Below are 12,539 nucleotides of genomic sequence, written 5' to 3' on the forward strand. Positions count from 1 at the left end.
TATATAATGTTTAAATGAATAAGTAAACGGAGAAACACAATTTAAAATAAGATATAAAGATACTAGGAAAAACGATATCGGGAAAAATAGTAAAATTTATCAGACATCTGCGGAAAGTGGGATATAAGTTTTTCAACAAAAAATGCCGCTTTCGGTTGCATATTTTTAAAAAAATTGAGTTTAAAAATGAGTTAAAAGAATGGGTTACTTACTAATTCCAGAATGAGATTTTCTTACTAATTTCAGAATGAGATTTTCTTACTAATTCCAGAATGGGTTTTTCTTACTAATTCCAGAATAAGATTTTCTTACTAATTCCAGAATAAGATTTTCTTACTAATTCCAAAGTGAGATTTTCTTCCTGATTTCTGGAAGACTAGCAGGTATAGAAGCACATATAGTTTCAATAATTCTTTATTTGCTCTTGGAAACCAGAGAATTCTTTAATTAACTTTTTACTCCCTCGTTTCCGGAAGTTTTGAGAGAATTTCTTCTATTTCAGATGCTTTTTCAAAAGAAAGCCCAAGAGGAACTTCAAAATCTGCATATCCACTGTGTTTTCTTGATCCCTTGCACCCGAAAGATAGGCCCATACCTTCCCTGTATGCAAACACTGTACAGTCTCCACAGATGGAAGCTGCACCCATTGTATCCATTACTGCCCTTTTTCCTTCAGGGTAGGCACTTGCCTGAACAATGCGCATAGCTTTTTCAGGTTTCAGGAAAAGAATCAACACATCAAAACAACCTTTATTCAGAGATAAGGGCTCGATTCTCACAAAACAAAACTTTTTTTTCAATCTCGGGAGTGATAAGGCTGCATTTTCCGCAGCCTGTGAGTCTTTATATCTTCCTGAACTCAGGTAGTATGCTGCAGGGCTCTTTTCAGAAAAGCCCAGCACATAATCCCCAGGAGAGCAGTTCTGCCCTGAAATAAGGAACGCTTCTCCCAGACGGGCTTTTTGCACAAGTTCGCAAAAAAGAAAATTGGATTTTTCAGGAAACTTTTCGTCTCCTGTGCCAGCTACTATCTCCTTGTTTTTTCTCTCAATACTTTTTTCAGCTTCGTGCCCTACTTTACTTCCGACTTTGCGCCCAATTTCGTGCTCTGTTTCGAAGGTTACACATACAGGCTCGCCGGTCTCCATTAGCTGGCTGAGCTCCGGATATTTTGAAAAAGGGCTTTGGTCGGTGTGCATGTAATTTGCTCCTGTTTTTTCTGGCCTTCGCGCTTTTCTGGCTTTCACACGAATTCAGCTTTTACAGATGTGAAAACCGGGCCTCTCATATCTATTTTTTTCTTTTTGCCTGTGATATAACGCTGAGCAATAGAGCCTATTCTCAGGTTAACTTCCGAGGGAACTTTGGCGATTCTTATCCTGGCTATATGCTCAGTTGCTCCTGACATAGCAGCTTCTTCAATTTCTCTGGCGGCCTGGGCTGCAAATGCTTCTATAAAGCGAATTCCTGCCCTTGCAGAATGGTTTTCAAAAGCTTTCTGCCATTTCTTGGTATTTGGAATTCCCATTATTTCTCCCTGATATGCTACAACTTCATTAAAAGCTGCAGGTCCGCAAAGCTTTGTGTTTTCTTCGGGCTCGATTACGGAAACTTTTACTTTTCTCCCGCAAACTTCTCCTTCCCAGGCAGGGAATTCACAGGGGCTTGGTTCTTCTCCATGCAGTTCGCACTGGGAAACAATGGAAGCTGCAATCGCAAGTCCTTCAGGAGTTTCGGGTACCTTATCTACGAAAACCTGTTTTGCAAGTTCACCATCTGACATTTCCCACTCAGTATACTGTGGAATCTGTGGATAGGTAAGAGAGCGGATATCGGGGGCATCATGAAGAATCATTGCTAGCCTTTCCACTCCAAGCCCGAGATTCATTACAGGATACGGGATATCATATTGGGCAAGCGCTGTTGGGGAATAAATTCCGAAAGTTGCAATCTCGATCCAGCCGTCAGAGTACTTTGAGTTAGAGCCCACAAGTTTTGGATGGAAGGCAAACACCTCGGTCTGCGTGTCAGGAATATAGTATTTGCTGCGTTTCTCATCGGGCCTGAAAAGGAATTTTTCAAATCCAAACTGGGAAAGGAGCCCTTCTGAAACTGCTTTTCCATGGTCAACAGTCACATCTTCATCCATAATTACGCAGGAAGCCGAATAATAGGTCATGAGTCTTGAGGCATCCTCTTGCTGTTCTCGTCTAAAACAGCGGTCTACGGAGAAGAAGTGGAAGGGTGGCTCTTGTCTTTCAAGGAGGGCACTGAGAGAAATAAACCAGCCGCTGGTCATGTGGCTGCGGAGAGTCTTCGTGCTTGCCTGGGGTACAAGCTCTTTAAATTCCGGGAAAACCTTTTCGATCATATCTGCAACAAGTGCATCCGAAACTCCAAGTACTGTTGAAATCTCGGGTACAAGGTCGTCTCCTTCTATTTTTCCTTTTTTATACGAATGGAGAACCTGTCTTATCTTTTCTACTCCATCGTCGCCTATGTCCCCGAGAATCTCTTTTACCTCTGCGGTGCGCTCATCGGAAATTCCAACGTTCGGTCTTGGCAGGCCTGCAAGATAAAAACAGCGGTCTAGGACTGCAAGAGCTTCGCTTCCGAACTGTTTGTGTACCTCTTTATCATCCACTATCAGAGGGTTCATCATTTCTTCAAAGCCCATTCTTAAATATGCTTCTCTAAGTTTCTGGATTGTATCGTAAACGGGATGAGCTTTTCCATATTTCAAAGTGGTTCTGGGATAACGTTCGTTCAGAGTAGGTGTCTTGACAAGTTTTTTGCCCTCATTCCAGGTAAGGTCGAAGTTCTCTTTAGCGTCCCTCTTTATTTTTTCCGGATCAAATTTCATGCATAATCCTCTTGAATAGATTATTGGAATTCTAGATTATTGGAATTATAAGTCTGTCAAATACGTTTATAATCTGTAAAGTTCAATTCTAAACCTGCTAATTAGTATATAAATTGCCAAGTTTAATATTAAGAATATCGTGTATAATTATAAACTGTCAACATTAATTCTAATTCTGCTAATTTTAATCCTACGTTAGTTAACTTGGAAATTCTATATTCCAAGGTTTAAATAGTTAAACTGCCGGAAGGCTAGTAATTGTTAAACTAATCAGCGGTTTAATAGTTATCGAGTGAGCTGTATATTAGTGGAATCTGTATTATTAGTGGATTAGTGGAATCTGTATTATTAGTGGATTAGTGGAATCTGTATTATTAGTGGATTAGTGGAGTCTGTATTAGTGGAAGCTGTATATTAGTAGATTGCGTTTTACGACCAACTTTAACTTTTGCGGTTCAAAAGTGCTGATTTTCTCGATATTTAAGCATTCTTTTATCTAAGGCTATCTAAAGTTTTGATTCCATATTTCGCATTGCAGCCTCAAGCTTTTTCTGACCAATTGCGTTAACAACATCACCGCGCGTTTTTTCTATTAAGGAGCGGGATACATCGGTTTTTCGCCTCAGTCCTCCTGTTATGGCATCAGGGTAGTCAAAGTCCATAAGCACTGCATGGATATTTTCCATAATATCTAAAAACACTTCGGCTTTCTCAAAGGACTCTTTCCTTATAAGGTCAAGAACGTGCCTCCTAAGCTCTCCGACAACGTCCCCAAGCCCATTAAGGTAAGCTGCATATTCTACTCTTAACTCTTCGGGGGAGGGAAGTTTTCCTTCTTCTTTTAGCAGGCTGCTGAGGACTGAAACCTCCGAATACTCCTGCTGGGCATGTTCTACAAAGCCTGCATAATAAATGTCAGCGTGCCCTTCGAAAAGAACTTCAAGTTTCTCAAGCGCATGTCTTGCGGTTTTGATACTTTTATCTGCTTTTTCAAAGTCCTGGCCGTGCAGAGCAAATGATGCTGTCCTGCATTCCCTGACAACTTCCCGTGAAATCTTCAATCCCTCTTCCCTTATACTATCCTTAGCCTCAAAATTTTCTCTTATTCGGGCCGAGATTTCTTCAAGCAAGATTTTCATACCCCCTTTTATGTTTTTTAGCCTTTTACACGATTAGTTTTTCTGCCTAAAACTAATTTTCAGCTTAAAACTAAAATAGTTATTATACGTTTTCTATAGTTTTTCCAGAATTCTAAAATCTCATCTAAGAAATTCTTTTCAAATATCTCACGTCTATGTATAAATTTTTTCCCTGTATATACTGAGTTCAGAATTCCTTAAATTTTCACTTTAAAATCTTCACTTTAAAATCTTCACTTTAAAATCTTCACTTTAAAATCTTCACTTTATATAGTATGAGTTATATCTAAGTTTGAAATTCCTTAAATTTCTATTTTTATTCTATTATTTTTCCATTCTATATTTCTCAATTTTTTCTATTTAATTCTCTTACATTTTTCCATTTCATCTTTTTACATCTTTTTGGATTCGGCCCTCTTACATTCTTTTCTATTCAGTCCTCTTACGTTCTTGAGTCAACTTATAATCCGATTTTAAGGTCCAGAGTTCTAATCCAGTTTTCAGGAAAAGATATAAAAAAGAAGGAAAAGGGCTTTTTCCTTGTCGATATCCTCTAACTTCCAGAAGACAATTCCAAAATCAGCTTGAGGTAGCTAATAGAATAGTAAGGTTGTTACCTTTTAGTTCTTTTTTTAGAATTAGTTAGAGTTCGGGATTTTTAGCAGGATCATCTCGAGAGATGTTTTTCTTGGAGCTTGTCTGTTCCCAGCATTTGCTCCCACGCAAATTCTATTTTTATATTTTAGAATCTATGTCTGTATGAATTGTGTTTATGTCATCTACAGGATTACTCATCTACAGGAATGGTCTCGAGCTGGCTTGAGAGGTTCCATATCAAAGTTCTTGTGTGCAGAGGAAGGTTAGGATCATTGCTTATATCTTCGAGAATGGAAATGCTTGATGCCGCTCTAAGAAAGAGAGGTTCGGATTCGTTGTTCAGTATGTCCATAATTTCATTTACGGAACGCCTGATATTTCTAGGAACTGAAGAGTCACTGGTTATACTTTCTAGGACTTGAAGACATTGTTTTATAACATCTGCTGAATCATTTGATGACATTCTAATCACCTTCGCAGTTAATTATTATATAAAAATTAGAGCTAATATAGCTAATATAGTATGGTATAGTATAGATTAGTCTAAGATAGGCTTGTTATATAAAATATTATCGGTGATTTTAAAGGTTCCCCATATCAGAGTCTACCCATTGTGATTCTGTATTTATTTCCTTTTTCTTATTTACACAGGATAAATTAGCTTCATATACAGTGAGCTACAGGAAAAATTTTATAAAATAAGTGAGAAGCAAATGCATAAGAAGCCGTGAACAAAGGAAGGCCAGATCTATGGATTCTGAAAAAGATAAAAAAGTAAAGCGAATAGCACGTTTCCTTGAACTAGGGGGCACAATGCTTGCTGAGCATTGTAATGTCTGCGGGGCCCCAAAGTTCCGTTATCAGGGTAGAGTAATCTGTCCTATATGTGATGTCCAGGAAGAAAAAGAAGCTCCGGAACCAGCAGTCACAGAAGTCCCGGCTCCTGAACCCAGACAGTCTACAGAAAAAAACAAGTCTTCTCTTGAGACTAAGAAGAGAGTTCAGGCGCACAGGCAAAAATCAAGGTTCGGGCCGAGAACCTCGGAAACTGACGAAGAAGAGGAAAAAGCTATCGAGCCAATAAAAGAGGAAATTCCCGTATTACCTTCTGAAAAAGAAGAAGCAGGAAGGAAAGCACCTGCAGTTCCTAAAGCTTCTACAATCTCTAGAGCTTCTACAATTCCTAGAGGTCCTGTAGCTCCTGTAATCCAGGCTGCACCCTCAGAAAGAGCAGAAAAACCCGCGGCAGTATCAAAGGTAGCAGGAGTCCATAGAGACCGGAAGGTACTGGAAGACCTTCTCTTTAGAAAGATGGTCAATATTGCAGATTGCCTTCAGGATGAAACAGACCTGCGTAGGATTGCCGAAGATTTTGAATTAATTGGAAAAGGGCTTGGGCTTATAGAGCGCCTGAGGCAGTTATAAAGGTAAGAGTAAAAAGAAAGAGAATATTTTTTTCGTTACTTTTTTCGTTACTTTTTTCGTTACTTTTTCTGTCATTTATCCTTTATAGGGAGCCTCAATGAGTTCTCTAATTTTTGTTGCTCTTTTTGGTCCTATCAAGTTTACTTTCTTGAGTTCTTTGGCATCAGCTTTCATAATAGCCTCTACTGAGCCAAAGTGCAAAAGAAGGTTTCTTGCAGCTTTCGGCCCGATGTCTGCGATCGCGGATACCAGGTATTCCTGCTGCTCAGGAAGGGTACTTGTTGATTTTTTCCCGTGGGGATTGACTTCTCTTTTATTTCCCATCTGCTCACGCTTTGCAAGCATTTTTAAAATTGCAGCAGTTTCTTCTTCATCTCTTGAATATAGCAGTGACACTCCAAAATCAACAGCAATGGATATCAAGGAGCCGTAAATAGCATTAGGGTTGATTTGCCTGGAAGTGAAAAGTTCTGTTCCTTCAATGATAAGAACAGGTTTTTGATATACTCTTGTAAGATTAGATAATTGCGCAAAAAGATTACGTTTTCCATCAACAAGAGAGCTTACAAAGTCATCCGTGCGCTTTCTCTCCACAGCAAGGCGGTCGCTTACAACGTAATCACCAATTTCAAGCGTGGTAAATATAATTTCTACTCCAAGCTTATCAAGAACATTTGCAACCCCACTTTTTGCTTCCCTGAAGTCCACTACTATTTTCAGAGATTCGGGGTTGATTTCTATTTTGGATACTTCTGCAGCAGTTTCGGATGGGGATTCAGGTTTCTTTCCAGAAAGAGTTTCAAAATAAACAAAGGTTTTTTGCCTTTCTTTTAGATTTTCTTCCCTGCTTTTTTCTTCATTCTTTTGTTCTTTTCCGACTCCACAGTTATCTTCATTTATTTCTTCATTAGCCCTGTTACACTTTGAGCCAGCAGCCATATCCCTGCTGTCTACAGTTAAATCTTCGCTGTCTACAGTTAAATCTCTAACATCTGCAGCCCTGCCTCCGATGTTTGTAAAACTACTGTTATCTACAGCCGTGTCCTTGTTATCTGCAAAAACGGTAGTATCTACATCTTTGTCCCTGTTGTTTACAAAACCACTAAGATTTACAGTCAGATTACTGCTATTTATTTCAATCTCATTTTCAGCTTTACTTTGCGTATAATCCGGAATAAAAGCTTTGGATTCAAAGTCTGAAAGTTTCGAATCCTGCTTTAAATCTTTGGGTTCCAGAAGAGCTTCAAGCCCGTGCATGCTTTTTAGCATCCTTTTTTCCTTGTTCTTACTGCTCCAGTAATAGGCTTCGTCGCGTGTACCTTTTGTCACAAGTATAATGACTCTGCCTTTATGCTGCCTGCCTGTCCTGCCTTTACGCTGGATGCTCCGGATTTCCGAAGGAATGGGTTCGTAGAATAATACCAGGTCTGTGGAAGGGATATCAAGTCCTTCTTCAGCAACTGATGTAGCTACAAGTACGTTGTATTCTCCTGCTCTAAACTTATCGAGAACTTCCACCTGTTGTTTTTGCGTAAGTCCTTTGTCCTTACGGCGCGAGGCCTGCCCTACAAAACGGATAGGGGAAATTTCTGGACTTTCTGAGAGGGCATTTACCACTATCTCTGCTGTGTCCCTATAATTCGTAAAAACAATTACTCTGGAATCAGAACTTCCTTTTAGCTGTTTGGATACGAGTTTCCGCGTAAGCTCTAGTTTAGGATGTTCGACCTCGCATTCCTTTAATTTATAAAGGGCTTTTCTCATGTAGAGATCGTCCATCAGTCTTTTTGAAGCCTTGCTTGCACTGCTTGAAGAGGCTTCAGCATCAAGTTTCTCCAGGTATTTTCTGAGAGGCTCAAGTCCCTGAGTTTCAATCATTTCCACAGCATGGTTCACTTTCACCATTTCAGCAAGCACAGACATTGCAGTAAAAACCGCAGGGTCGCCTCCTATCCGGATTTCACCCTGCAGTTTCTTCTGGAGAAGCAAGAGGTCTTTTTTAGAGACATATTTCCCATTGCCTACTGAAAAACCCAAATCTCTTACGGTTACAAGCCGGTCATCAAAAATTTTTTCCAGATAGCCCCGGATTTCGGCCATTTCGGAAGGAAGCTGGACCTGAAACCATTCTATCTTTTTTTCCTGCACATAAGGACGGACATCTCTGTCTTTTTCAGTTTTCACGGAGACATTTTCAATGTGTAAAGCCTGACATACTTCAGAGATTTTCTCATCCGAACTTCCAGGGCTTGCAGTAATTCCGAGCACATGAGGGTTTTTTGCGCTTTCGAAGTATTTTTCCGCAATAAAGGTATAAGCGTAATTTCCGACTGCTCTGTGGGCTTCGTCAAAGGTTATGTGAGTTACATCCTCAAGGCTGATTCTTTTTGTAAGAAGGTCGTTTTCAATCACCTGAGGGGTGGATATTATCAATTTCCCCTGAGCCCAGAGTTTTTCACGTTCTGCAGGCGCAATGCTGCCTGTAAAAGTGAGAATCTCATCTTCAGGAAGAGCCATTACTTTTTTGAAAAAAGCCGCATGTTGCTCAACAAGCGGTTTTGTTGGGGAAAGAATCAGGGCTTTTCCCCCGAAACGCTGAAGCCTGGAAACAATTACAAAAAGAGCTATAATGGTTTTTCCAAGCCCAGTAGGAAGCACAACAAGGCTTGAGCCTTCGAGGGCTTTTCCCGCAAGATTCAATTGATAGAGCCTCTGCTCAACAGTATCGGGTTTTATCAGCGGGTGCTTCATGAACCCAGGTTTTTCAGGAAAAAGATTCTCGTTCATTCTATTTCAGGATCGTTTCTTTCAGATTAATTTATTCTAAATGTGGTTAAATTTATTTCAGGTCTGATTAATTTATCTCAGATTAATTTATCCGAAGGGCTATTTGTTTCAGATTTTTAATTCAATTTTTTAATTCAATTTTTTAATTCAATTTTTTAATTTAATTTTTAATGAACATAAAAAACTAAAAACTTTGCTGCAGGCTTTTTAGCCCACAGCTCAGGAACTGCCAGTTTTTTAATTTTAGAAGTTAAAGGGCTTGCCTGCGGATTCGAAAGTTCTGCCTCTGTAAATAAGTTCGTAGAGCACGTTTTCGATACCTTTTACCGGAGCTCGGATCTGACGCATGGAATCTCTGTCCCTTATAGTTACAGTCCCGTCTTTGAGGGTATCGTAATCTACAGTAACACAGTAAGGAGTTCCGATTTCGTCGTTTCTCCTGTAGCGGCGCCCGATGGTTCCGGAATCATCATAATTGACAAGCAGGGCCTTTTCCCTGAGTTTTACAATGATATCCTTTGCAGGGTCTGCAAGCTCTTTACGGGTCAGGAGTGGGAGGACTGCAACCTGTACCGGGGCAACTGCGCTTGAAAAGTGCATGACGAGACGGGCTTCCTCTTCTCCCTCAGTTTCACCTTCGCTCTTTCCGGCTTCAGATTCCTTTTCAGTTTCTTCTGTGCCTTTAAGCCCGGATTCGGCAACCTTCTGAGCCACGTTCTCTTCGTCATAGGCATGCTCCATAACGCCGTAGAAGATCCTGTCGATCCCATAAGAGGGCTCGATTACGTGAGGGATGACGTTTTCTCCACTGACTTTAACGGTTTCTTCCGCAAAGTCCACTGCATCCGAACCGACTGTAAACTCTTCCCCGTCCACGGTAACTTTGATCTCATCCTTTGATAGTTCTTCTTCGGAAAGCTGTTTTAAGGCATCTGCGACGGCTTTTGCTTTGCCCTTAAAGAGAGGCCCGAGCTTGCCCATGTTCGGCTTTACAACAAAGCGAGTAACCATTTTTGGCTCGTCGTATTCGACATACACATAAAGCTCGGTCTTGCTGACCTTTGCATGAGCTTTAAGGTCGTAATCTGTCCTGTCAGCAATTCCCACGATCTCGACCCAGCCGAACCGGTCGGTCTCAATCTCGGCATCCCAGCAGTCGATTGCATAATGCGCCATTTCGTCTTTCAGGTGCTGTCTGAACCTGAGTTTTGAAGGATCAATCCCAACCTTTGTCAGGAATTCGTTGGTTAGTGCAATGTTGTAGCCCAGGACTTCGTGTGCAATAACTCCGGTCTTCACAGCTTCCCGGACAGTCATCCTGAAGGGTTCGCCTTTCTCCTGTGCTTTCTGGGAATATAGTACAAGTTCTCTGTCTGCAAAGCGCTCGAAGTTGGGGTGCTTCTTGTTGCGCGGGTCAACGAAAATCTCGCACTCGGCCTGTGTGAATTCCCTGAGACGGATTACACCTTGCCTGGGTGCGATTTCATTTCTGTAAGATTTCCCGATCTGCACGGCTCCAAAAGGCAGCTTGTCCCTGTAAAAACGGGACAGCCTCTGGAAATCGACAAACATACCCTGTGCTGTCTCCGGTCTGAGATATCCCTGCCTTCCAGTGCCGGGCCCAATTGTAGTTTTGAACATCAGGTTGAATTCATAGGCGTCGCCGAATTTTCCACCGCACTCCGGGCATCGGATATCGTTTTCCTTTATAACCTTAGTGAGTTCTTCTGCACTCAGGGTCCCTGCGGCTTCCATTACGTTTTGTACAAGATGATCGGCCCGGAATGCTTCTTTACAGTTCATGCACTCGCACAGTGGGTCCGAAAAACCTCCAACGTGCCCGGACGCGATAAAGACTTCCTCGATCCCGATTGTCGGGCATTCGATCTCCATAAACCCTTCCTGGATAACGTAAAATTCTCTCCAGGTCTGCTCGATTCGCCTCTTCAGTGTGCTCCCAAGAGGCCCGTAATCATAAAATCCGCGGCTTCCGCCATACAGCTCAAAGGAGTTCCACAAGAACCCCCGGCGTTTAGCCAGCTCGAATACCTTCTCGTACTTGTCCATATTATAAATCCTCGTGAAATTGATTGGGGGATATCAGATAATTGTAATTTTGATCTATAGGAGGAAATACTAGATGGATAAAGGTATCATTATATTAAATTTGCACTGCTCTAGAAAGTGAGTGGATTTTGAGTTATTAATGAACTAAACTTATAATATTTCTCAAGTTTAAGGAATTATAGTCAGCTTATAGATAAATTTCAAAAACGATCTGTTTTTATGGCCGCACTAATATATTTAGTATTTTAATTTTATACAAACGATTTAATGTCTATGAGAAATAGCCCGCAGTTAGATTTGAAGATGTTGGGGTAACAGTGGATGTATATGTGCTCTTCGCAAAACATCGATCGTTGAAAAGGTATAAAAAATCTGAATATTCAATTGGTGAAATGGCTCATGCATAAGGGGAGAATATTAGTTCAGCTATCTATAATCATGCTATGAGTGATACTCAAATAAATAACTTTAATAATAATTTACTTCTTTTATTCTCAACAGTTATACTCCAATAGATAAAAATCTTGTTGAGTTTTCAATAGTTTCGATTTGCTGTAGTTCCGAATGACTACTCATACTAATTTATTATCTTCCTTTAATATTTTAAAAAATATTCTTCTTTCATCAATTATTACATTTCCGAGACTCAGTATCAAAATCTAGTGATGAATGTAAAATTCAAAATCACTATATTTTGTAATTGGTCACAATTCTTGTGATACAACTTAGGGATTGACGTCTTTAGATATCGAATATTGATTTTAGTGAAAACCAGATTTTTCTTGCTAATTCAGATTTTCAATCAAAAAATGCAAAAAATCACTGGATTTTGGACCAGAGTCCATTTCCGATAATCTATTATAAAAATTTCAGTATTGAAAAATCCTAAAGTGAACTCGTGTGTAGTTTCTACTAACCGATTTTATACTTTTTTATATATTTTAGAATCTACCTCTTAATTGAGCGCGAAGCGCTCGATTTCTTTCCTTTAAGAGTTTGCTATACTAATGAGTCTATTGAGTGTCTATTGAATTCACTATTTATTTATTGCAAATAGGTTGATTCTTTCTCCTGATCCTACACTGTCACGATATTGAAAGTTGGTTCTCTTCCCTGAAAATTATATTCAAAAACAGTAGATGTATCTTATTCCATTCATTCTAAATTTCCCTATTCAAAAAACACTAGCCGCAACTATGATTCTATAAATTTTTTGATCATAGTCTTCAACAATTGAACATCAAGGAATAATTGAGTACTTGAAAAGAACATCAAAAACAGTTAGTTTGACTATTTGGACAGAAAACTTATAAACTTTAATCCTAAAATAATATCTAAAGTTCAAATGTTAGTTTCGGTCATCTGAACTCCACAATACGTGCATGGATACAAGATTATGATTAAGCTTTGATAGTGTTTAAAGTTTGTGTAATCTTGCTCTGGGATAAAGAGGTGAAATAATTGAAAATAAGTATAAAAATATTAGACAGAACAGTCTTCGCGGCAATGTTGCTGCTGAGCATAGTATTTGTACCTGCTGCAAGTGCTCAAACAAATGAAAATATGGGAATAAATGATGAATGTGATAATTTCAGTATAGAAAAAGAATATGGTGAACTATTCTTGGAAAGAATGGGTTATTCTATAGGACTTACGCAGTT

General features: G+C 39.7%; 8 protein-coding genes. 2 read left to right on the plus strand and 6 right to left on the minus strand.

The window, feature by feature from the left end; translation table 11 throughout:
- Nucleotides 1-455: 455 nt before the first annotated feature.
- From A9239_RS00005 to A9239_RS00020, 4 genes are all read right to left on the minus strand, one after another.
- The gene (locus A9239_RS00005) at nucleotides 456-1,199 is read right to left on the minus strand and encodes a DUF169 domain-containing protein (RefSeq protein WP_048123655.1); all 744 of its coding nucleotides are present in this window, start codon (nucleotides 1,197-1,199) and stop codon (nucleotides 456-458) included.
- 44 nt (nucleotides 1,200-1,243) lie between these two features.
- The gene (sepS, locus tag A9239_RS00010) at nucleotides 1,244-2,863 is read right to left on the minus strand and encodes an O-phosphoserine--tRNA ligase (RefSeq protein ID WP_048156595.1); all 1,620 of its coding nucleotides are present in this window, start codon (nucleotides 2,861-2,863) and stop codon (nucleotides 1,244-1,246) included.
- 506 nt (nucleotides 2,864-3,369) lie between these two features.
- Complete coding sequence (locus A9239_RS00015; RefSeq protein WP_230629040.1) at nucleotides 3,370-4,002, minus strand: haloacid dehalogenase; 633 nt, start codon at nucleotides 4,000-4,002, stop codon at nucleotides 3,370-3,372.
- Between the two features lie 787 nt (nucleotides 4,003-4,789).
- A complete protein-coding gene (locus A9239_RS00020) occupies nucleotides 4,790-5,062 on the minus strand; it encodes a UPF0147 family protein (protein ID WP_011306220.1) in 273 nt (90 codons plus the stop codon).
- Nucleotides 5,063-5,349: 287 nt separating this feature from the next.
- Between A9239_RS00020 and A9239_RS00025 the strand changes: the two genes are divergently transcribed.
- A complete protein-coding gene (locus A9239_RS00025) occupies nucleotides 5,350-6,024 on the plus strand; it encodes an Sjogren's syndrome/scleroderma autoantigen 1 family protein (RefSeq protein WP_048156592.1) in 675 nt (224 codons plus the stop codon).
- 75 nt (nucleotides 6,025-6,099) lie between these two features.
- Here the strand turns inward: A9239_RS00025 and A9239_RS00030 are convergent, their stop codons facing one another.
- Both A9239_RS00030 and glyS read right to left on the minus strand, forming a co-directional pair.
- Complete coding sequence (locus A9239_RS00030; RefSeq protein WP_048156590.1) at nucleotides 6,100-8,811, minus strand: DEAD/DEAH box helicase; 2,712 nt, start codon at nucleotides 8,809-8,811, stop codon at nucleotides 6,100-6,102.
- Between the two features lie 243 nt (nucleotides 8,812-9,054).
- Complete coding sequence (gene glyS, locus A9239_RS00035) at nucleotides 9,055-10,878, minus strand: glycine--tRNA ligase (RefSeq protein WP_048156588.1); 1,824 nt, start codon at nucleotides 10,876-10,878, stop codon at nucleotides 9,055-9,057.
- 1,461 nt (nucleotides 10,879-12,339) lie between these two features.
- Between glyS and A9239_RS00040 the strand changes: the two genes are divergently transcribed.
- On the plus strand, nucleotides 12,340-12,539 hold a 200-nt coding region (locus A9239_RS00040), incomplete at its 3' end, for a hypothetical protein (RefSeq protein ID WP_141706309.1).

It is taken from the genome of Methanosarcina sp. A14 (assembly GCF_001729375.1).
Lineage (GTDB): Archaea > Halobacteriota > Methanosarcinia > Methanosarcinales > Methanosarcinaceae > Methanosarcina > Methanosarcina barkeri.